The sequence below is a fragment of the Oxalobacter formigenes genome (assembly GCF_002127965.1).
GTDB classification, from domain to species: Bacteria; Pseudomonadota; Gammaproteobacteria; order Burkholderiales; family Burkholderiaceae_D; genus Oxalobacter; species Oxalobacter formigenes.
The window spans coordinates 1652180-1674553 of sequence record NZ_CP018787.1; the positions used below are offsets into that span (position 1 = coordinate 1652180).

The following is a 22374-nucleotide window of genomic DNA, read 5'->3' on the forward strand; positions in this document are numbered from 1 at the left end:
ATTCAAAACGTTCCCAAAAACAGACAAAAAAACCGAAAAATGCCTTATCCTTCATTAAATTGTTTTTTAATGAACAGGTTTCCAACAAATCAGGTGCATCCCCATGCGTAACCGGCTTCTTACCATCACGTTTACAATCGCCTGCCTGATCGCCATCGTCGTTCTGGTGCGACAAGCCAACATCAGGCCGTCCGGCACACGGCATCATTTCGCCACCGCCGAAAACGGACATCACCTCGCCGCCGGTGCCCATCACAGCCTCTACATCGATTCCGAGGGACGACTCTGGGCATGGGGAGACGCCAAATTCAAAAACAGGGAAACAGCCATCCCGGTCAAAGTCGCAGACAGCGTCATGACCGTTTCCGCAGGTGACACATCCGCCACCTCGTTTTACATAGCCATCGACGGCACCCTCTTCGGATGGGGCGACACCCGCCACGGGCAGATGGGTATCCTGTCCGAATCCCCCATCATCGAGCCCATGCCTATCATGACCGACATCAAAACCGTGGACGCCGGACACGACACCCCATACGCCATCGACAGCCACAGCTCCCTGTGGACATGGGGCATGAACAACCCGTCCCGCACATCGGGAGACCCCGGAAAAGAAATGGACGGTACCCTGATCGACCCGGAAAAAGTCATGGACCTCGTCAAGCTCGTCAGCTCATCCGCCACTCATACACTGGCCCAGCGCGAAGACCGCAGCCTCTGGGTCTGGGGAGAAAACACCTCCGGCGCACTGGCAACCGGTTCAACACAAAGACAAACCCACCCGTACAAGGCCGACCTTTCCCCGCTTGAAGGGCGCTTCATCGTCAAACTCGCGACCCGCAACAACGCCAGCTTCGCCGTCACCGAAGACGGCACCCTCTGGACATGGGGAAGCGCCAACGCCATGCTGCCCGGCAAACCGACACAGGAACTTCCCTCCAAAACCTTGCCCGTCAAAATCGAATTCATCGACAACGTCGCCGACATCGCCCTTGGCGACGAATCCATCCTGATCCTCAAAAATGACGGTAGCGTCTGGGCATATGGCATCGGGCCGGTGACGGGAAAAACAAGCCGGAACTGGACGACACCGGTGCGGATACTTTCCGACGCTGTCGAAATCGCGTCCGGCCCCCATCATGCCCTCGCACTGAAAAAAGACGGCACCGTCTGGAGCTGGGGCGACAACGATGCCGGCCAGCTGGGTAACGGGACAAGGCTTTTGTCCCTGAAACCTGTACAAGTCCATTTCCATCCTGCCATATCAGCCACATAACACGCCTTTTTTGAAAAATCGAAACCCTTTTTTCAGATCCCGGACGAAAAAAAGGCTTCAGGAAAGTGAAGGCAAAAAAAATGGCGCATCATTGCGCCATTTTCCGTGAAAGACAGAACGAATCAGTTCATCACTTCCAGCAATTCCACTTCATACGTCAAGGTGCTGTTAGGTGGAATATTGCCGACCTGATTGGCGCCATAAGCCGTAGCCGGAGGGCAAACCAGTTTCACCTTGCTGCCGACCGGAACAGTCTGCAGACCCTGCTGCCAGCAGGAAATCGTCTTGTTCAGTTCAAAAACTGCCGGTTGGCCACGGGAGTACGAACTGTCGAATTCAGTGCCATCGGCCAGCCAGCCACGATAATTGACCTTGACCGTGCTGTTTGGACCCGGTTTCACAGAGCTTTTGCTCATCATGATCGGATAAACAGTCGTGCCATTAGGAGCCAGATAAGGAACCACGACAGCTGGAGAAGTCGCCGGTCCAATCGGGCCATAACCACCGTAAGGGCCGGTGCCATAACCCTGCTGGACTGGAGCTTCTTCGACAACGCCGGTAGCGGCGAAAGCGGAACCTGCCAATGCCAGGCCAGCAACAAGTAACAATCCACGAGTGCAAGTACGCATAAGAACTTCCTTCCTGTTGAAATAACATCAAATTAAACAATCAAAACAAATCCTTGTTTACTGGATGCTACAACAGGCATTTGCACAAACATTTGATAAAAATCGGAAACTATTTCATTAAACGGCCCGGGCCGGTATTCTGGACAGAAAAAAAGAACCAAAACGTCGCAAACCCGCACCAAAGCTAATGTCCCGCCAATTTATCTGAAGATTGATTCAAATCATCCGGCACCTGCAGAGTCCGTTGCACAAACGGATGCGGATTCTTTTTCATCGCCTCGTCAATCTTCACTTTCGCGGCCAGATCCGCCCGCTCATACCATTCCCCTGCCAGCTGATAACTCTGCTTTACCCCACGGCCTTCCTCATACAACACCGCCAGCCGGTACATCGCCGGGCCATATCCCGCCCCGGCCGCCATCCGGTAGAAAAAAGCCGCCTTTTCGTCATCCGCCTTGCCATTAACCCCGTTCAGATACAGCATCCCCAGATTGTACTGGGCCTTCACATCCCCGGCAGCCGCCGCCTTTTCATACCAGAACACCGCCTTGCCCTGATCGCGTGGCACCCCTTTCCCCTCGGCATAGTGATACCCCATATTGTATTGTGCCTCCCGCAAGCCCTTCTCCGCCGCCATCAAAAACCACTTGCTCGCCGCCACCGTATCCACAGGCCGACCGCGACCCGCCTCCAGCATCAGAGCGAGATTATATTGCGCACGCACCACCCCCTGCTGCGCCGCCGCCTCGAACCAGTCGGCCGCCTTCACATCATTTTGTGCCGTCCCCCGTCCATACGCATACGCCAGCCCGACGGCATACTCCGCCGTCGCCAGCCCCTGAGTCGCCGCCATGCGATACAGAATCAGCGCCTTTTCCTGATCGGGCGCCACCCCCTGCCCCTTCGCATACAAAATGCCCAACCCATACTGCGCCTTCGCATCCCCCTTCTTCGCTGCCAGGCCGTACCAGCGTGCCGCTTCCGCAAAATCCGGCTTGCCGCCCGTCACCCCCTTTCCCGTCGAGAGCATAATCCCCAGATTGCGCTGCGCTTCCACATCCCCCGCGACAGCCGCCTTCTTAAACCATTTCAGTGCCTCACCCTCATTTTTGGCCACCCCCCGGCCAGACGCCAGCATCAGCGCCCAGCGCCGTTGCGCCTCCGGTTCCCCTGACGCCGCCGCCCTCTCGAACCACCGGGCTGCCTGTTCCGTATGCTGCGATCCCGGCCCGGCGGACTGCATCAGAATCCCCAAAGCCGTCTTCGCACGCGCATCCCCCTGCGCCGCCGCCTTCGACAGCCAGGTCAACGCCACCTGAGAATCCTTCGGCAGACCGATCCCCTCCACCGACATCGCCCCCAGCATATACTGCGCATCCCGGTTGCCACTATCCGCCGCCACCAGAAGCCACTTCACCGCCGCCGCTTCATCCTTTGCCACCCCGCGCCCCGTCAACAGCAGCTTCCCCACCTCCAGCGCCGCACGGGGATTCCCCTTCTCCGCCTCCGGCATGAGCGTCGCATAAGCCGATTCGAACTGCCTCCGTTCAAGCTGCGCCAGCCCATCCGACAAGCCGGACACGGACGCCAACGCACCGGCAGAACACCCCGCCAGCACCGCAAACAGCACACCATACAAAACCCGTCTTTTCATCGAAAGCCCATATCACAAGCCCACCGGCAAACCAGCCGCCGCACCGGCAAAAAACATTTCCCGAACGCAATCATCCCATTATATAGGCAAGCGGAAAAACCGGCTCAAAGCCCCCGTTTCCACCTTCATTTTCCGCTTGCTGCATCCCTTCCCCAATCAAAAACAGGCTCTACCACCCCGTTTTTACCCCCCTTGAAAACACCCTGAAAAAACTTCTGCGCAGGGGTTGACAGAAGAAAAATCCGGCAAAGAGGACAAGCCAACCGAAGAAAACGGAACTTTCAAACATCATGCAAACCATAAACTCAACAGGATAAGCAAATGATTTCAAACATCAATCAATAAACCACACCCACCATCAAAAACCGTCGTCGCACAAATGTCCGGTAGGGCCATAAAACGGGTGTATAAGGATACTCGGATGGCGGGATACCTTTTTTACTTGCAGGTGGCATATAAGCTGTTTCAACACAATAAAAATGGCACAAACCTGACGTACTTGCGTCATTTTCCTTTACCGGTTGGCAATTTTCTGAAAAGGAACTACAATCAAAAACACTTGAAATACTTAAAACACTTTTTTCAATCGAAAAATGCGGCTTGCCAGATTTCTCCTGACTATCCTTGTCAGTCTCTGCACCATTTTTTTCCTGTCATCTCCGGCACAGGCATCAGATGCACCCGCAAAACGCATTGATGCCGGAAATGCTTCTTCCGTTTACATCGATTCTGCCGGGAAATTATGGGCATCACGAGATACCTTTTATTATGAAGGAGAAAAAAATCGCCCAGCCATGATCGCAAAAAACGTTATCGCCGTATCTACCTCGCAGGGCGAGAGCACGGTTTACTTTATCACACGCGACCATACACTCTGGGGATACGGATCAGGTACTTACGGTCAACTTGGCAAGGAAAAAGACTTTTCTCCAACGCCTGAACCTCTTTTAAAAAACATCGTTTTCATCGATGCAGGACACGACACTCCATTTGCCATTGACGAAAAAGGCCAACTCTGGACATGGGGAAACGACAATCCGGCCAAAGGCAAATCGACGCTGATACAAGCTTCGGTACCCGCTTTCCCCGCTGGACTGGTCAAAATGGCTGACAACATCGTACAGGTCAGTTCATCCCTGTCACACACACTGGCCCTTGCCAAAGACGGAACACTACTGGCATGGGGTGACAACCCGGGCGGTGAAATAGGCGACGGGACGATCACAAACCGTACGCATCCCGTTACCGTCGACATCAGCACGCTTAATGGCCGAAAAATCGTCAAAATTACCACCCGCTTCGGTGAAAGCTTTGCACTGACCGATGATGGCACACTCTGGAACTGGGGACAGTCTTACACTATTCCTGCCGAACCGGGAGCCGGTTTTCCCCGTCTGAAACCGGAAAAAATCACCTACCTTGACAATGTGGCCGACGTGGCACTGGGCTGGGGCCACATTCTTGTCCTCAAAAAGGACAAAACCGTCTGGATCGCCGGAACCGGCAAAATGTTGAACCGTGACATGGAATACGAAAAGATAATGTATGAGGAAAGGCAAACATTTCTGAGTATGCATGGAGGCAAGCCGGATGAGGAAACCGGAGATGACGACAGCTTAAACGACACCAGCGACGACCGTTTTCGTGAAATCGTCCATCGCTGGCATTCCCCCCGAAAAATTGCCACCAACATTGCCGAAATCACGTCAGGACAAAACCACATTCTCTTACGCAAAACAAACGGGACCGTCATCGGCTGCGGAGCGAATTTTGCAGGTGAACTCGGTATTCCCAACAAAGGGAAACAGGTTTATTTCACCTTCGTCACCCTGCCCGTTCCCCGATAAGGCAAGCCCGGCATGAACAGTCAACCCATTTTTGCACGCACACGAATGTTGATCGGCATGACAGGAATGATCATTCTGATCCATTTCCCTCCTGTCATGGCACAAATACTTCCGGCCACCTCCGTCTTCGCGGTCGACATGAGTTTTCACGAGCCGAATGGTTTTGACAAGCGGCTTTTGATCGTGGATAAGGGCGGCATCCTCTGGCAAACAGGCAACCTTGAAGACGTGAAGAAAAATCATACCGCTCAATCGGCGTCAAACAGACAGGACGACAAACCCGACCCTGTACAGGCTTATCCCATCAGAAACCATGTCAAAAGTGTTTCGGCACTTTATGCCGTTTTCATCATCGACGACAACGATATCCTTTGGGGTTGGGGTAAAACCGCAAACGGCCAACTCCTGATCAGTACAGACAGCAATATCGTCATCCCGGAAAAAGACCCCATAAAAATACTGACTGATGTCCAAAGCGTTCTCGGAAACGATTACACCGTTCTCGCCATCCGAAAAGACAATACCCTATGGGCATGGGGGCACAGCAGTACCTTGAGAGGAGACAATTTGCCAGGCCCGTTAAATCGTCCACGCAAAATACTCGATCACGTCGTAACCGTCGTCAACTCGGACAACCACGCGGTAGCCCTGAAAGAAGACGGCACCCTCTGGACATGGGGAAACAACGAATGTGGCGGATTGGGTAACGGTCACAGTGGATATGAAAATTACCGTCCTACCCCGATGGACATGGGTCTATTCGGAGGAAAGCGTATCCTCTCCATCGCCGCACGTTCCAACGAAAATATCGTCCTGACAGAAAACAATACCCTGTGGTACTGGGGCAATGACAATGGATACAAACCCTACTGCATGAACGAGCCTGTTTCCCTGCCTGAACCATTAAAAAAGAAAATCCCCGAAAAACTGGAAAAACTGGTCTATGAAAAAACCTACCTGTGGGGTGGGGCTCTCTATGCCTTGGATACTGGACACACCCTCTATTATATGGCAAGTGTCAATCCCGACCCATCATACGACATCGACGTTACAAAAATCGATAAAAACGTCAGCGAGGTCATTTCGACTACAGACTGGCTCGCCATTCTCAAAAAGGACGGTACCGTCTGGATAAAAAAGTATCCCCATACGAATGAACCATTTATTTCAGTACACTTCGTTCAGCCAAAACAAAACGACCACGATTACAAATGACTGCTCTGTAAAATCAACACTGTAAAATGCTGACGACTCATATATCGTCAGCCCAACCGCCTGATCCCATCATTCACATCGGACTGTCATCCTTAAATAAAGTAACCACATCCAGGACAAAAATCCGGAACACGCGAGAACGAAAAACCCATAAAAAAACGGCAAACCCGGTTTGCTTTTTTTTGATTGAACCCATTTGAAACCGGACATCCCGACATCCGCCTCACTGCCCCTTCGCAGCAATTTCCGCCTCTCTTGACGCCTTGTCCTTCGCCCCTTCGGCATTCAACCCGTTTTTGTACCGCACAAAGAAAAACCCCGCCACCGCCATCACCACCACCGACAATATATAAGACAGTGTTTCATTCAAAGCCAGCATTTCAGGTGCCACAAACAGATAAGCCGACACCACCGCTGTCATGAATAGCGCCGGAATAAACGTAATCCAGTAATTCTTCCGGTTGATCAACAGATAAATCGAAATCGCCCACAACGTAATCGTCGACAGAATCTGGTTCGACCAGGCAAAATACCGCCAGATCACATTGAAATCGATAAACATCAGCGCGGCACTCCCCACGAAAAGCGGCAATGACACCAGAAGCCGCTTGACGACACTCTTCTGGTCCAGTTTCAGGGCATCCGCAATAATCAGCCGGGCGGAACGGAAAGCCGTATCCCCCGACGTAATCGGCGCCGCAATCACTCCCAGCACCGCCAGTGCGCCGCCCAGTGTCCCCAGCCAGTTCTTCGACACGAAGTCCACCACCAGCGCGGCATTGCCGCTCGTGAAAAACGCCTTGCCTTCCGGCGTATGGAACGCATAATTTGCCGCCGCCGCCCAGATCAGCGCCACCACTCCTTCCGCAATCATCGCCCCGAAAAAAATCGGGCGACCCTGCTTTTCATTCATCATGCAGCGTGCCATCATCGGCGACTGCGTCGCGTGAAACCCCGAAATCGCCCCGCACGCAATCGTCACGAACAGCATCGGAAACAGAGGCGTACTCAAGGCCTCGGGATGCGTATTCATCAACCCGTCCGTCACTTCCGGCAACGCCGGCATATGGTTATACAGGGAAAAAAGAATCCCCAACGCCATAAAGAGCAGCGCTGCGGCAAACAGCGGATACAAACGCCCGATCACCTGATCGATCGGCAAGAGCGTCGCCGCAATGTAATACACGAAAATGATCACCGCCCAGGTCAGAAAACCGAAGCCCAGCGTTTGTTTCGTCAGGCTCACCAGCAAGCCCGCAGGGCCGGCCACAAACACCGTCCCCACCAGAATCATCATAACCGGCGTAAACACCCGCACGACCTGCATGAACGGCTTGCCCATGAACTTGCCGATAATCTCCGGATAACTGATCCCGCCCGTGCGCAAGGACATCATCCCCGAAAAATAATCATGCACCGCCCCGGCGAAAATGCAGCCGAAAACGATCCACAAATACGCCGACGCGCCGAACTTCGCCCCCATAATCGCCCCGAAAATCGGGCCAAGACCGGCAATATTCAAAAACTGGATCAGAAACACCCGCCATCCCGGCAAGGGAACATAATCCACATTATCCCGGAGCGCGTAAGCTGGCGTTTTGCGGCCGGGATCGATCCCGAACACCTTCTCGGTATAACGGCCATAAATCCAGTATCCCACCACCAGCAAGACAAGACTGACAGAAAACGAAATCATAAGACGATCAAAAAATCCATGCCCTTGCCAACCCTCGTTTCACACGGGCAAATCAGCTGAAAAAGAAAAAAGAAAACAAATGCAGCAACGCAAAAAATACCGCAAGGTAATATTTTACACCCCAATACCCCATCACCCCGGCAAACCCGTTTCATCTTCCATCAACACCATCAAAAAAAGGGGCTTTACGCCCCTTTTTTTACCAATCTCTTCCGGTTCCGGACGCATCCGGATTGCCGTCAATCCAGTTGTTTCAGCCACTGCCCGGCCACCGTATTGCCAGCCGAAGCGGCCTTTTCAAGCCAGGCAACCGCCTTCGGCTTGTCCACAGGAACACCGATTCCCCTGGCATACATATAACCGAGTCGCAACTGGGCATCGGCATTTCCCTGCATCGCCGCCTTGTAAAACCATGCCGCCGCAACAGGCAAGTCCTGCGGGACCGATTTTCCTTCCAGATAGGCCATGCCCATCAAATATTGCGCCAGCGGCATCCCGTGATGGGCGGCACGATCCAGCCACATCATGCTCCATGCCTTATCGGCCGTCACCCCGATACCGAGTTCCGCCATCCGCGACATCGCATACTCGGCATCCGGATAGCCCTGTTCCGCCGCCAGCATATTCCAGTGCAAGGCCTGCTCGTTACTCTGTTCGACACCCCGGCCACGCTGATACATCAGCGCCAGATAAAACTGGGCCATCGGCATCCCCTGCTTTGCCGCTTTCGTCAGATACAGCACGGCCTTTTCATCATCCCGGGGATAATAATGGGAAAACGACGCAAAAAGCCCACGCGCCAGCTGCGCATGCGGCAAGCCCCTGTCCGCCGCCTTTTCCACCCAGAAAAGCGACTTGTTCAAGTCACGGGGAACACCCTTGCCATGACCATACATCAGGCCGAGATAAAGCTGAACCATCGGAGAACCTTGCCCTGCGGCCCTGGAAAGCCATTTTTCCGCCTCGTGCGGGTCAGCCTTCACATGAGTCCCATTGGCATACAGCGTGCCGAGATACAATTGTGCCCGCACGAATCCCCCTTCGGCAGAACGCCGGATCAGACGGATGCCCTCGTCAATCGTTTTCCCGTCCCGGCTGTCCTCAACCGTGAACCGGCCCAGCCAGAAAGCGGATTTCGCATCCCCCTGATCCGCCTGATGCCGCAGCTGCTGCATCCAGGCTCCCCCTGTTTCACCGTCATTGTCTTGTCCCGGCTCTGCCGTCTTTTCCGAAACAACCGGCTTCCCGACAGTTTCATCCGTCTCTTCGGACAACGAGCTTTTCAACATCACAAACAACGGCTCTTCATTCGATTCGACAAAAACCTTTGTCTCTTTCACCGGCATCGCCAGCAAGGCGTCCAGTTTCTTTTCGCTTCCGGCCAAGGCCGTACAAACCAGTATGCTCCCAAGAGCCACCAGCGCGAACGCAACCCCTTTTTTCATCAGTACCACGCTCAAAAACCTTTCCTGCCGGCTGACAGTGTTTTATAGCTGCCAGACGACTCTGCTCCAACATCCCGTCAGAGATGTCACCCATGGGGACAATTCCATGACTTCTTTATTTATACAGTACTTTTTTAAAATTATATTTATTGTTATTTTTATAATTTTTCAGGTTTTTTTTTAAGCGTTACCTGTTACGGAAACTAATAACAGAACCGTTCCACGACCATCCCTTCCCGATTTGTCGTCACTGCCTTTTTGCACCAGAGATCGCCGCGTCTGACATCCTTTTTCACCCCGAGCCCCTCGCGATAAACCGTCGCCATCATCGAACAGGCTACCGGATCACCCGACGCGGCAAGCCCTTCAAGCCACATCAGGCGTTTCCTGTTGATTTCCTGCCTTTGTGCAAACTGGTCTTTCCCGATATAGTCCGCCAGATACCCGGCCCCGAAAACCATCACCAGAACATCATCCGCATTCGTTTCCCGATACAATCCGGCCGCTTTTTCAAACCAGAACCCCGCCTGCACATCGTTACCCATCTCCGCATACGCAAACGCCAGTGGCAACCATGCCTTCCCGTACTGTTTGTCCGCCGCCTTGACGTACCAGCCAATCGCACGATCCAGATCGCGCTTTACCGGAAAACCGACATCGCTCATCATGCCCAGCAACACCATGGCCTGCGGCTCCCCCTCTCTGGCCGCCATGTCCAGCAATTGAACCGATTCCTGAATACGGATGGTCTCTTCCTGTGCATCGCGCCTTTTGCGCTCATCCGAAAAGGAAACGGAACCGGTATCGACAGCCATCACAGGCACAAAAAACCCGCAAACCAGAAAGGCCAGCATCACAGCATCGACAACATTCGCGAAACGATTTTTCATAAGCCCGTCAGTTCATCTCCTGTCTCGCCTTAAACACCGTCGAATCATTCACATCCGCCTTGTCGACTGAAGCGGCATCCGGCAAAACGCCACCGTTTCCACCGTCCCCTTCATTCGAACATAAAGGCTCTTCCTCCGCCTTGTCCTTCAGGGCAGCACACATCCCCCTGATACCGTCAGCACGCAAAGACGCTGCTGCCTCCTCATCCTTCTTCACCCCCCAACCTTCTTTCAGAATACGGGCCATCATCAACTGCGCAGCCGGATTGCCCTTTTTCGCTTCGGCCAGAACAAAAGCCCGTTTCTTCGCCACGCGGACAAGCCGTTCATCACTGGCAACCCCGTCCTTGTCGTTTACGCCAGCCTTTTTTCCCCCATTCGGCTCTTTGGCACCGGAAGCCGTTTTTTTTGCCGAAGCCGGACGTTTCAGGGCATTCCCCACATCCGGCATCTTCTCCGAATCGACGAAAATCAGCTGAAGCAACTCCCCGTCATTGGCCAGCCCGAAACCGCCCGAAGCCACCGCCTTGGCAAAAGCGGCCGCTGCCATATCGTCACGCCCCGTTTCGGCATACAACAGCCCAAGCGGCAACCACACTTCCACATCGCCGCTGGCAGCTGCCTTGTCAAACCAGTATTCCGCCTTTACAGGATCACGCTTTGCACCCCAGCCTTCGCCATACAGAAAACCCATCATCTGCTGCGCCTCGGACTCGTCCCGCTGGGCATAACGGCGTACCTCGGAAAGCTTCTCGCTTTCATCCAGCACCGGGCCGTTTCCCCAGCCGTAAAACGTTCCCAAAGCGGAAAGCACCTCTTCATCGCCAACCTCAGCCGCACCATAAAACCATTGTGCGGCCGCATCCCGGTTCTGATGGATCAACATCATCCCCATCAACAGACGGGTACGTCCATCACCGTCCTGGCCCGCCTGAACAAACCATTCAAGACCTTTTTTCGGGTCCTTTTCCACCCCTTTACCTTGCGAGAGCATCGAGCCCCACGCCGCCTTTGCAGCAACCAGACCGCCCAGCGCCGCCTTCTCCATCCATTTGGCCGCCTTCGCCTCGTCCTTCTTCAAGCCACCCCAGCCCAATCCATAAAGTTCCCCCAGAACAGCCTGCGCCTGAGTATTGCCCGAATCCGCCGCTTTTTCAAACCAGCCGATCGCGGCTTTCTCATCCTTTTTCACCCCGTCGCCAGTGGCCAGCAAAGCACCAAGCAAGGTTTGGGCATGATCGTCACCGTTTTCAGCCGCCTTCTTCAACGCAACGACATCAATCCTTGCCGCTGTTGTGGCAACGCCATCCTGAGCGGCAAGCTCCACCGGTCGTGACGTTTTCCTCATCCACCGCGCCTTATCGGCCAGAGCGATTTTCCACACCCGCTCCAGCTTGACGGCATCACTGCGCATTTTTGCGCGGACTCGCCATTCTTCGGCTTTCGCCATATCGCGTGTCACACCACTGCCCGTCTCGTAAAGACGTACCAGCTCCGACATCGCCTGAACGTTTCCGGCATCAGCCGCCTTTGAAAACCACATCGCCGCCGCGGGCAGATCCTGCCTGTCACTCTCGAAAGCCAGCATCGTCGCCAGCGCCACCTGCGCCACCACATTATTTTGCTGTGCCGACTTCAAAAACCATTCCTGCGCGAGAACCTCATCTGCGGCAAGGCCGTTCCCCATCAGGTAACGCAAACCCAGTGCCATCTGCGCATTTGCATCGCCCTGCTGCGCCTTTTGCCTGATTTTTTCCAGATCCCCGTCCTTTTGTACCGTCGTATCGGAACACCCGACAGAGGCGCAATCATCCTTTTGCCCGGCAAACGACACAGACGGTACCCATGCACACCCTGCCGCAAAAACGACAACTGAAAAAACAAAACTTTTGAAACGATAAAAACCCATATGCGAAACTGACTTCATTGCTGAACAAAATTTTGCAAACGCCCCATCAAACGGGACAATCCCCTCACCTCATTCCATCTTTTCATACTTTTCCCGGAACAATCCATATCAGCGGTCTGCTTTTTCGAAAAAATCCTGCACACCCGATCCGGCTTCCAAAAAAAAACCGGCCAAAAGCCGGTCTGAAATCAGGTGAAAAGAATGCAAGCCCGAAACTCCATGCCGGAGCCTACATCCCTCCTTCAAGGCTTTCCACGGCAATACCATTTCCCTGTGCCGCCGCCTTGTCAAACCAGTAACGGGCCAGATCCGCATCCTGTGGCACCCCGGCCCCTTCTTCATACGCATACCCCATCGCCGTTTGCGACGGGGCGTAACCCTGAATTGCCGCCTTCCTGTACCAGGCCACAGCCATCACATTGCTTTGGGCAACGCCAATCCCCATCAGATACAGCGACCCCATCTCATGCTCCGCCTGCGGAATACCCTTTAGAGCCGCCTTATTGATCCAGGAAACCCCGAGCGGCACATTTTTGACCCCGTCAGAGCCGAAAACATACCGCAAACCCAGTTCAAGTTCGGCAGACCCATCCCCGTCAGAAGCCTTTTCCTGCACCAGCTTCAACGGCTGCTGCGCATAAGACGTCACTGCCACCGGAGCAGCCGCCCCATCCGCCAAAGCCATTGGCGAAGACATGAAAAAAACACAGCATGGCAAAATCAGAAAAGCCATCAGAGCCGACACCCGACGACCGGAAAATTTCATTGAAAGCATTCTTATCCCCTTCCATAAAAAAGGCATCGTCGCAAACAGGCACCGAAAAACCGGCAACCAACCTGCCCAGCGCACGACAGTCAGATAATCAGACTTTCAAACCCGCCAGCCGTTCCGTTCACCCGTGCCGTTTACATCAAACAAACTCCACACTACCGGCACCGGCAAAACACTTGATCCGTTCAAGTGGAATACTAAACCATTATCAAACCAATCTGCCAGAAAAAAAACGATTATCCCGAGTGAAAACCCGCCAAAAAAACACACATAGTTTCCGCACGGAAACATAAAAAAACGGCATCGAAAAATGCCGTGAGGAAAAATCCGGGAAACATCCTTTTTTCAGAATAAAAACCATACGGGAAAAAACAGTCAAATCCGGCAAAACAAAACAGTTGAAACTGTCCGTTACATACAACAGCCAAAACCGGTTTTCGCGTCATGCAAAAACCTTCATAAAAAAAACCCATAAAAAAACGGCCTGAAACATCATTTCAGACCGCTCGTTTAAAACCGGAATCATCCTGCGCTCATTTCCAGTCCTGCAACCGCTTCTTCGCTTTCTCATTACCCTGCGCTGCCGCCTTTTCATACCACTCTTTAGCCAGCACACGGTCTTTGGCGACGCCGATACCCTTTTCATAATAACGGCCCAGCATATACTGCGCCACAGGAAAACCGGCAACCGCCGCCCGTTCATACCAGGAAAAAGACAGCGTCTCATCCTTATTCACCCCCCTGCCCGCCGCATACATCCAGCCCAGACCCGCCTGCGCCCTCGGCAAACCACCTTCCGCCGCCATACGGAGCCAGCGGATTGCCTCATCATCGTTCTGCTCAAGGCCATCCCCGTTCAAGTAACGGCGGCTCAACTCAAACTGGGCGGACACATCACCCGAATCCGCATTGCTCTTCAAATCCATCAGATCGCGCAACACATCCTCATCCCCGGATGCCACATTTTTCGAAAGCTGCCCGTTTGAAGCCACCGCTTTCTTTTCCGGGTCCGCCGCCATCGCACCGGCAGCCAATGCCAGCTGGCAAAACACCAGAAACAGAAAAGTCCCCATCCATCCGGAAAACGGACGGGACTGCCCGGAAAAACCTGTATGAACCATGTTCAAATCCTTTCACGGAAAACACTGTTTCCGCCGCAAAAAAACAGCCGGAAACGGGCAAAACGCGAAACAGTTGTCAAACTGACATCCAGTCAATACAGATGAGTGTACGACACTCTTCACACAAGAACCACCGAACCGGAAAAAGTGATGCCTTAAAAAGACAAAAAGGAAAGAAAAAGACAGGGAAAACAAAAAAACCTTAAAAAACAGCCCCTTCCGGATCACGAAACCGACAGGAAAACCTTTTGGCCATCTCTGAACGAATTCAGGCGACAGTCAAAGTCACCTGAATATCCCGTAAAAGCCCGTCACGTCATCACACGCGGGCAAACAGGAAACAGAACAAACCGGACCGTCAGCTCCGTGCATTCCGATAAACATCGGCTCTCCCGTGAGTGCCAAAACGAAGAATCAGAAAAAGGGATCATGCGTGTGCATGGATAAAAGAGCATCCCCTCATACTAACAAAATGAAAAAAAGTCCAGACAGCTGTCTTGTCAGCACAGGTGAGAATCAGGGCTTCGTAAAATGCACCTGAACAGGCGTTGCGCTACCGATGTTCGTGCCATTGCCCAGCTGTCCCAAATCGTTTTCACCCCACGTCCAGACCGTACCGTCCTTTTTCAGCGCGATGGAGTGCGATTGCCCCCCTGCGATTTCAACGACGCCATCCATGACCTTGCCCAGCCCTGTCGGAACGGTCTCAAAAGGAGCCCTGGCTGCCACGCCGTAACCCGACGCCCAGACGGAGCCGTCTTTTTTCAGGTACAGTTCATGGAACTGGCCGAGGGCAATGGCCTTGACGTTATCGATGGTGTCCAGTTTTGTCGGAACGAGATGAAGCGGATCAAGACAGCCTTCCCGCCGGATATTATATTCACCCGAGTACCAGACCGTCCCGTCATCGGCCAGAAGGTAAGTTTCTCCCCATCGGGTGGCGATCTGGACGACTTTGTGGTTTCCCAATGGTTTCACATCGACCCTGACGGGTTTGACGCTTTCTTCCGTATCGCCGGTACCCAAAGCGCCGCACTGGTTGTCGCCCCACGCCCACAGGCTGCCGTCTTTTTTCCGGACGACGGTGTGATATCCAGTAGAACTCACCTCTTCAACGTTGTCCATCACTTTGTGGGGAGTTGTCCAGTCCTTTTTGCCCTTGTCGCCCCGCTGTATGCTTGCATTTCCCCATACCCAGAGCGTACCATCCAGCCTCAGGGCGAAGATGGTTCCGTCACCGGATACGTCTTTAACCTGCTCCATGACTTTGCGGGGAGTATTGAGAAATCCGTCGTTTGTTTCAAGGATGATGCCCATTTGACCATAACTGGTATCACCCCAGCCCCAAAGTGAGCCATCCTTTTTGATGACGAACGATTTTTGTTCTGTACTGCCCAAGACAGACCGACTGTTCTGCATGACTATATAAGGAATGCGCCTGTTAATGTCCCGGGGCAATTTCGTATCTCCCCATGTCCATACATTTCCGTCGGGATCCAGATAAAGACTAAGGTCTGTCCCTGCAGCAACATGTTTTTCCTGAGCCAGAACATTTCCCGATGCCAAAAGACAGAACATTATGCAGAACATGAAACCGATGGATAGATGTATGGACTTGTTCATAAAATGCTATCTGCTTCCTTTTTTCAAAAATATTTCTTCTTTTCTAAACCGGTTCTTGAGCCATTCTGGCTTCGAACGATTAATTAGCCCGTGTAATTGCCGTTTCACCGTGGGCCAGTCATTATCGACCATAGCATTGTAAACCGCTTTATTACTGTCCTTTTGATACCATCCGGGCCCCTGATGATAATGACGGGAAAAAACAATGGTTTGTTGCGTGGAATTCATCTCATGGAAAAAGGGCGCGCGCGGATTCGTTTTCCGGATCAGGGCGATTTGTTCGTCCCATCTTCCGATACAATCCTTTGCCTGTTGGGTCATGACCAGACGGTTGACCGTATTGATTTCGTCCTGGCTCAGGACAAGCTTGTGTGTTTTCAGAAAATCATCCGCTTCCACCCGTTTTTTGCCCAGATACGGTGCGAATTTTTGAACGTACGATTCGGGAAAACCATAGTCTCTCAATGTCGCCATGCCTGCCTCCCCCGATGCCAGCTGTCCCAGATCGAAACCGCAACCGACCGTCACACCAGAATTGTTTGGCCACTTCATTTTTTGGGCCTTGTTCGTCCCGTTTTTCCTGTCTTCTGCTATCAGTCGTCTTTCTTCGTTCAGATCTTTATTGGAAATCGGGATGTTGGGTTCTGGATGCGATCCTCCTTCAAACCGGGAAACCACCGTGAAATTGATGCCAATCGCCCATCCCCGGTTAAGCCGGGTCAGGTCAGAATTGATGCTGTTGGTCATTTCAACCGGCACTTCCCTTCGCCCGGGCAGCATTTTGAACTGATTTGGGGACAGGATAGCGACCTGCATGGGCGCAAAACCGGGATTAGCCCTGTTGTCGTTCGCAAAAGCCGACCCTAATGCTCTTTTTGCTGTTTCCCCGGCAGAAGGCGCTTCCAGACTATCCGGAGAAAAATCCCCATCCTTTAAAGCACCAGCTTCCTGCTGAGTGCCTGATTGTGAGGCATCTTCATTCATCCAGCCACGCGCTGTTTCATTTCCCAAATCGGCGGCATGATCTACCGGTGCTTCTTCTTTTTCCGGATAAACCGCATCCTGAACCGGCACCGCTTCCATACCCGTCAAACCGGCCGCTTCAATCGCCCCGGCCGACAAATCCCCCTTTCCAATCAGCTCCGGCCTGAAAAACAGCAAGGGAAACAGTCCTGACGACCATGAGCCTTCATCTTTTTCCATTTCACCCGATTTCAACTCAAGCGTTTGATAGCCTGCCGGGTTCCTCAAATCCGACACCCGTGCGGACATGTCAGGCGTGTCAGGCATGTCCGATTTTCCTTGAATCGCCCGGCTTGCTTCATCGGCCAGCGGCAACGACATGTTGTTTCCACTTTCATCCCCCTGTACCGGCAAAGGCATCGGCCGATTCAACTCAACAGGCCGTGTCCGGCTTGCCGATGGACAGACTTGTCCCGACCAATCAACACCCTTTTCAGAAGTATCCGGCGTCCCCGGTGAAACCGGCTCTTTTGGACTGGCGTACTGTTGCGGCTCGCCCATCCTGCCCGTTCCGGAAAATGGCTGTTTCTGCAAACCACCATCCAGGCCGTCCGTGGGAACCACCGGCTTCATCTCCCCGAAAATAAGCCCCAGCGCCTGCCGCCCGAACGCCTTTGTATCCAGTGGAAAAGCTTCTTTGTTTTGTCCTTTTCCCTCTTGCTGCCCGAAAGCTGTGTCTTTTTCCTTTTGCCCGGTTTGTCCCATTTGTCCATAAGGATCGTGTGTGTCAGCAGAAAAAGGGTTCTGTCCGGTCGACGGAGCCTGAAAAGTCGGCTTTTTATCGGAGTCAAACTCATCCCCGTTTATCGGATACTTGCTGAAGAAATCCGGAGAATCCGGTTTTTCCGGGTCGATCCTGCCCGGTTCTCCCTCAACCTTCGGACTCAAACCCGCCTGTGCCTGTCTTTCCCTCTGTGCCTTTTCAGCATAATAAGAAGGCGTCCGGAAAAACGGGGTATGCGTGTCTTCAGGGTCGGGCAGTTTGTCGGTCAGGCCGAGTTTATACATATGGTAAGCCGCAATGTTCTTGCGGTCGGGGGAATATTTCGGCAGGCCATCGTCGTCGATTTCCATGCCGAAGGGGTTGTTTGGGTTCATAAAAAGTTCCTTTCGTTTAGGGGCATGTCTGCTTTTCCGAAGTCATGCCGGGTGTTGATAGAATAAATATCTGTTTTTTACGCATTCGTTTATGCCCTTTTCAGACATAAATAACGGTCTTTCCGTTTACAGGCAAAAACAGGACTCTTTTCAGCATGTGTCCATATCACCCATCCGAAATCGAAAACCTTGTGCCTGTTCGCCCAAAAAACGGGTGGCAAATCCCTCCCTGCCATCCGTTCAGGCATAAAAAAAACGGCAAATTGATTTGCCGTTTTTTATGAAGGCGTGACAGCCTTACACGAGATACTCCGCCAGCGTATCGAGTAACAGGGTCATATCGACCGGTTTGGAAAGGTGACCGTTCATGCCGCTGGCGATGGACTGGCGTGTATCCTCATCGAAAGCATTCGCCGTCATGGCGATAATCGGAACGCTCCTTGCATCCTCCCTGCCCGAGATACGGATATTCTTCGTCGCTTCCAGGCCGTCCATCACCGGCATGCGCACATCCATCAGAATAGCGTCATAGTGCCCCGCCGGATGCGACAGGAAGGCGTCAACCGCCAGCTTGCCGTTGTCCGCCGTTTCCACGACAAACCCGTGCATTTCCAGAAGCGATATGGCAATCTCGCGGTTCATTTCATTATCTTCCACCACCAGCACCCGCTTGCCGGAAAAATCCCTTTTGTCCAGCTGGATTTTTTCAGAACGCTTTAGAGGCAGCACATCAGAAACACTGGCAAACGGCAAAGGCAAGGTAAAGTAAAACTCCGATCCTTCCCCCAAACGGCTTTTCACTTCGAGCGTCCCGCCCATCATCCTGACCAGATTGCTTGAAATCGCCAGTCCCAGACCCGTTCCGCCATACGCCATCGACGTGTTTTTCGATCCCTGCTCAAAAGAACGGAAAATCCGCCTGATCGCTTCCGGCGCAATGCCAATACCGGTATCCGTCACCGAAAAACGGATATACGCCACCCCATCCTTTTCATCGACAAGCGTGCTTTGCGCAATAATCGACCCACCCGGTTCGGTAAACTTGATCGCGTTGCCGATAATATTGATGAACACCTGCGAAAACCTCAGCACATCCAGATAAACCGGGCGTCCCGTCGGAAAATGCCGTTCAAACCGCAAGTCAAGCTGCTTTAACGTCACCTGGGAACGCATCATGTCGTCAAGCGAAATCGCGACCTCTTCCAGCAAAACCGGTTCCGGATTCAATTCCACCTTGCCGCTCTCGATACGCGACATGGCCAGCACATCATTGATCAGATTCAGCAAATACCGGTTCGACTGCTCGATCTTGACCAGACAATCCAGAACTTTCTCCCGATCATCGAGAGCAGACCGTGCAATCGTCGTCATCCCGGCAATCGCATTCATCGGCGTACGGATTTCATGCGACATCCTGGAAAGGAAATCCGTCTTCGCCTGACTGACGGCATCCGACTTGGCCTTCATGATAAAAGACGAAACGACCTGAGACACCTCCTTCAAGGTCTTTTTATGCAGGGGCGTCCAGACAAAACCGGGGGCGGCGACTTCAAAACAGAAAGCCCCTCCACAAACACCGACATCCCAGATCGCACTGCGCAGGCAGGACGCCATACCGCTGTCCGGATGAAACGCCGTCTCCGACAAACCGTCCGCGTCGTATTCATCCGGCAGGGAAGCGATCCTGCCCGGTTTCAGATAAAAAAGACCGTCCAGAGAAGAATCCTGTTTCCGGCGCGTCCACTGATACGTATAGGAAAAACTCTGGTAATCGTGATCAATATCGACAATCGACACCCGGTCCAGCCCGAACTGCTTGCCCAGCTTGGCCAGAAACAGGTTGACCGCATCGTCCAGGCGTTTTGCCTTGCCCAGCAATTCCAGCGCCAGATCAGCCAGGTTCTCCGTCCCGGGCGAACCGAAACTGTCGATCGTATTCAACAAATGCGAATCGGGATACAACTGCGTCAACATCACACCGAGCTCATTGGACGTATCCAGATAACAGGCCGCCCGTTTCTTGCCATTCGTTTTCACATACTGCAAGGTACTTTCCGCACAACGGTACAAGCCACTGAACTCGTTGACCACCGCCGTCACACACATCCCGATACTGACGGAAATCTCCAGACCACTCCCGGCATTCGAAAACAGCTCCGTTACCTTTGTCGCGATCATCCCCCCGATAACGGTTGCCCCTGCCTTGTCGCAATCCCGGATAAACAGCATGAACTCATCGCCACCGAGGCGCAACGCAATATCGTCCACCCCGATACTCGCCTCCAGAATATCCGCCACCTCACGCAAGACCATATCGGCAAAAACACTGCCCTCTTCCTGATTGATCCTGGCAAAATCATCCATATCCAGAATCATCAGCGCACAGACCTGATCCACCGGCTTGGTATCCATAATCTGCCGGATCATCCGCAAACCGGTTTCACGCGTGTAAAGTCCCGTCAGCGCATCCCTTGAACGGGCATAATCCAGTGCCATTTCCATTTCGTGCGACTTCGTAATATCTTCCACGATCCCGATGGCATAAGCCGGACGGTTTTTTTCATCATACTGGACAACCGACAGGGTCTGGCGTATCCAGGTTTTTCCGTCTTTAAGTCGGAATTCACCCGTCACGGGCGACATGCCGTCATCAAGCCTTTTATAAATGTCGTAATACAGGGAAACATCCTCGCTGAAAACATTCTCGTCGGCAAAACCGCCCGGAAGATCGTCGTAGCGCTCGTTCAAGCCATACGCCTCGCACAGACGTTTCGGCAAAACGATGTAACGATCGACGGGATAATAAAAAAACTCGTTGATCGACGTACCCGCAAGCACGAGGCGAAGCATCTCGCTCGTGCCCTTGTTCATCTGCAAAAGCGTCCTGTTTTCCTGCTCCGCTTTCTTGCGATGATCGATATCCAGATAAACACTGCGGATACAGACACTTTCCCCGTCCGTGGCCATCACTTCAGCCGTGCCGATAATCCAGCACTTCGAGCCATCGGTTCGGACAAGGCGATACTCGTAATTGATCTTGGCTCCCGGGTGCGTCAGCTTCGCCACCTGCGAAAAAATCATCGTCCGGTCTTCTTCGGCAACAAGGGAAACGATATTCCAGTCTTTTTTGGCCCAGAATGCCTCCGGCGTACAGCCGAAAATCCGGATCGCCTCCTGATTGGCCCTGACAAACGTGACAGTGCCATTTGCATTCAGCCAGTATTCCACAATACCGCACATCACCGTCTGAAACAGGTTCTCGACAATATCCGTTTGCCGTTTTTTTTCGGCAATTTCCCGTTCAAGGCGCTCTTTGGCCTGCCTTTCCTCCGTCACATCCCTGACCACCGACATACAGACCGGACGTCCATCTGTGGACACCCCCTTCTTGCCGATATCGTTCACCCAGATATAAGAACCGTCGCTTTTTTCCATACGGTACTGGACTTCATACTCCTCGCCCCGGGAAAACGCCATCTCCACCGCCTGGCAAACCCGTTTACGGTCGTCCGGATGAATCCCGTTAATCACACGGCCGTCTATCGATTTGACAAAACCGTCATAATCGAAACCCAGATAATCCAGCATATTCTGGTTGACGTAATAAAACGGAAACCCCTCTTCCAGATAACCTGCCATCATCCCGCCCGGAATGCTGCGGCGGATAATATCGAACGACTCGTTATGGATATGGTCGGCAGAAAAAAGACGGGGAAAAGTGGCATTGCTGTTCACATACAACTTCCCGTCGGGAACGTCATCGATCATGGAGATATGCATCGAAACAATCTTCCAGACATCGACATTTTCAGGACCATACCTGCGGCACAAAAAGACAATATGTCGTGTTGCCTGCGCCAGATTCGATGATTTTGACGAAAACAGCAATCTGGATGTGCCCGACAGTTCAACCATATCGCTGCCCACTTCCCGACACTTTTCGAACCGGGCCACCACCCCGTCATTATCCGGAACCGAATCAACCAGCGCATAAAGACCCGATGCCACCTCATCAAGTCCGCTCGCTTCATACGCTATCAATGCCTCTGTCCAGTAAATATCCTCATCCAGAAAAGACAGGGCTTTATCCACATCCCTTTTAACCAGAAGCGCCTTCAAAAAAGCGTCAATCGTCATTTCCGCAGCATGTTTTCGAGCGTTCATCATCAGGGAACC

At 52.8% G+C, this 22374-nt stretch carries 15 protein-coding genes; 4 read left to right on the forward strand and 11 right to left on the reverse strand.

The genetic code is table 11. The features are described 5' to 3' along the window. Positions 1-103 precede the first annotated feature (103 nt). Positions 104-1276: an RCC1 domain-containing protein gene (locus tag BRW83_RS08000; RefSeq protein WP_005880233.1), complete on the forward strand. Its 1173-nt coding sequence runs from the start codon at positions 104-106 to the stop codon at positions 1274-1276. A gap of 122 nt (positions 1277-1398) precedes the next feature. Here BRW83_RS08000 and BRW83_RS12130 read toward each other — a convergent pair whose 3' ends face one another. Then, positions 1399-1905, reverse strand: a complete 507-nt coding sequence (locus BRW83_RS12130; RefSeq protein WP_005880231.1) for an FKBP-type peptidyl-prolyl cis-trans isomerase — start codon at positions 1903-1905, stop codon at positions 1399-1401. Between the two features lie 184 nt (positions 1906-2089). Beyond that, the gene (locus tag BRW83_RS08010; protein ID WP_005880229.1) at positions 2090-3559 is read right to left on the reverse strand and encodes a tetratricopeptide repeat protein; all 1470 of its coding nucleotides are present in this window, start codon (positions 3557-3559) and stop codon (positions 2090-2092) included. 593 nt (positions 3560-4152) lie between these two features. Between BRW83_RS08010 and BRW83_RS08015 the strand changes: the two genes are divergently transcribed. Both BRW83_RS08015 and BRW83_RS08020 read left to right on the forward strand, forming a co-directional pair. Next, positions 4153-5406 (forward strand): RCC1 domain-containing protein, encoded by a 1254-nt coding sequence (locus BRW83_RS08015; RefSeq protein ID WP_005880226.1) that lies wholly within the window; start codon positions 4153-4155, stop codon positions 5404-5406. Between the two features lie 12 nt (positions 5407-5418). Beyond that, a complete protein-coding gene (locus BRW83_RS08020) occupies positions 5419-6621 on the forward strand; it encodes an RCC1 domain-containing protein (RefSeq protein WP_005880224.1) in 1203 nt (400 codons plus the stop codon). 223 nt (positions 6622-6844) lie between these two features. On the opposite strand, the gene BRW83_RS08025 is transcribed toward BRW83_RS08020, so the two are convergent. The 5 genes from BRW83_RS08025 to BRW83_RS08045 all read right to left on the reverse strand — a co-directional run bounded on the left by BRW83_RS08025 (position 6845) and on the right by BRW83_RS08045 (position 13258). Further along, positions 6845-8317: a carbon starvation CstA family protein gene (locus BRW83_RS08025; protein ID WP_050757702.1), complete on the reverse strand. Its 1473-nt coding sequence runs from the start codon at positions 8315-8317 to the stop codon at positions 6845-6847. Positions 8318-8556: 239 nt separating this feature from the next. Continuing rightward, on the reverse strand, positions 8557-9771 hold the full coding sequence (locus BRW83_RS08030) for a tetratricopeptide repeat protein (RefSeq protein ID WP_005880219.1): 1215 nt from the start codon (positions 9769-9771) through the stop codon (positions 8557-8559). 194 nt (positions 9772-9965) lie between these two features. Further along, complete coding sequence (locus tag BRW83_RS08035; RefSeq protein ID WP_005880218.1) at positions 9966-10652, reverse strand: tetratricopeptide repeat protein; 687 nt, start codon at positions 10650-10652, stop codon at positions 9966-9968. Between the two features lie 7 nt (positions 10653-10659). Next, positions 10660-12579 carry a tetratricopeptide repeat protein gene (locus BRW83_RS08040; protein WP_005880217.1) on the reverse strand — a complete coding sequence of 640 codons (1920 nt, stop codon included), beginning with the start codon at positions 12577-12579 and terminating at the stop codon, positions 10660-10662. A gap of 211 nt (positions 12580-12790) precedes the next feature. Further along, a complete protein-coding gene (locus BRW83_RS08045; RefSeq protein WP_231284470.1) occupies positions 12791-13258 on the reverse strand; it encodes a tetratricopeptide repeat protein in 468 nt (155 codons plus the stop codon). A gap of 14 nt (positions 13259-13272) precedes the next feature. Here BRW83_RS08045 and BRW83_RS11740 point away from each other — a divergent pair, with 14 nt between their 5' ends. Continuing rightward, positions 13273-13626 (forward strand): hypothetical protein, encoded by a 354-nt coding sequence (locus BRW83_RS11740; protein WP_148424744.1) that lies wholly within the window; start codon positions 13273-13275, stop codon positions 13624-13626. A gap of 240 nt (positions 13627-13866) precedes the next feature. On the opposite strand, the gene BRW83_RS08055 is transcribed toward BRW83_RS11740, so the two are convergent. From BRW83_RS08055 to BRW83_RS08070, 4 genes are all read right to left on the reverse strand, one after another. After that, positions 13867-14454 carry a tetratricopeptide repeat protein gene (locus tag BRW83_RS08055; RefSeq protein ID WP_005880211.1) on the reverse strand — a complete coding sequence of 196 codons (588 nt, stop codon included), beginning with the start codon at positions 14452-14454 and terminating at the stop codon, positions 13867-13869. Positions 14455-14970: 516 nt separating this feature from the next. Continuing rightward, entirely contained in the window at positions 14971-16077 is a 1107-nt protein-coding gene (locus BRW83_RS08060) for an RCC1 domain-containing protein (protein ID WP_005880209.1), read from the reverse strand. 6 nt (positions 16078-16083) lie between these two features. Beyond that, positions 16084-18198 (reverse strand): pesticin C-terminus-like muramidase, encoded by a 2115-nt coding sequence (locus BRW83_RS08065; protein WP_005880207.1) that lies wholly within the window; start codon positions 18196-18198, stop codon positions 16084-16086. A gap of 297 nt (positions 18199-18495) precedes the next feature. Beyond that, on the reverse strand, positions 18496-22365 hold the full coding sequence (locus BRW83_RS08070) for a PAS domain-containing protein (protein WP_005880206.1): 3870 nt from the start codon (positions 22363-22365) through the stop codon (positions 18496-18498). Positions 22366-22374 lie beyond the last annotated feature (9 nt).

Excerpts from the sequence above, each read along its gene's own strand:
- BRW83_RS11740 (WP_148424744.1), top strand. The coding sequence starts at position 13,273 with ATGGCAAAATCAGAAAAGCCATCAGAGCCGACACCCGACGACCGGAAA.
- BRW83_RS08010 (WP_005880229.1), bottom strand. The coding sequence starts at position 3,559 with ATGAAAAGACGGGTTTTGTATGGTGTGCTGTTTGCGGTGCTGGCGGGG.
- BRW83_RS08040 (WP_005880217.1), bottom strand. The coding sequence starts at position 12,579 with ATGAAGTCAGTTTCGCATATGGGTTTTTATCGTTTCAAAAGTTTTGTT.
- BRW83_RS08055 (WP_005880211.1), bottom strand. The coding sequence starts at position 14,454 with ATGGTTCATACAGGTTTTTCCGGGCAGTCCCGTCCGTTTTCCGGATGG.
- BRW83_RS08025 (WP_050757702.1), bottom strand. The coding sequence starts at position 8,317 with ATGATTTCGTTTTCTGTCAGTCTTGTCTTGCTGGTGGTGGGATACTGG.
- BRW83_RS12130 (WP_005880231.1), bottom strand. The coding sequence starts at position 1,905 with ATGCGTACTTGCACTCGTGGATTGTTACTTGTTGCTGGCCTGGCATTG.
- BRW83_RS08060 (WP_005880209.1), bottom strand. The coding sequence starts at position 16,077 with ATGAACAAGTCCATACATCTATCCATCGGTTTCATGTTCTGCATAATG.
- BRW83_RS08065 (WP_005880207.1), bottom strand. The coding sequence starts at position 18,198 with ATGAACCCAAACAACCCCTTCGGCATGGAAATCGACGACGATGGCCTG.
- BRW83_RS08070 (WP_005880206.1), bottom strand. The coding sequence starts at position 22,365 with ATGATGAACGCTCGAAAACATGCTGCGGAAATGACGATTGACGCTTTT.
- BRW83_RS08035 (WP_005880218.1), bottom strand. The coding sequence starts at position 10,652 with ATGAAAAATCGTTTCGCGAATGTTGTCGATGCTGTGATGCTGGCCTTT.
- BRW83_RS08015 (WP_005880226.1), top strand. The coding sequence starts at position 4,153 with ATGCGGCTTGCCAGATTTCTCCTGACTATCCTTGTCAGTCTCTGCACC.
- BRW83_RS08045 (WP_231284470.1), bottom strand. The coding sequence starts at position 13,258 with ATGTCTTCGCCAATGGCTTTGGCGGATGGGGCGGCTGCTCCGGTGGCA.
- BRW83_RS08000 (WP_005880233.1), top strand. The coding sequence starts at position 104 with ATGCGTAACCGGCTTCTTACCATCACGTTTACAATCGCCTGCCTGATC.
- BRW83_RS08020 (WP_005880224.1), top strand. The coding sequence starts at position 5,419 with ATGAACAGTCAACCCATTTTTGCACGCACACGAATGTTGATCGGCATG.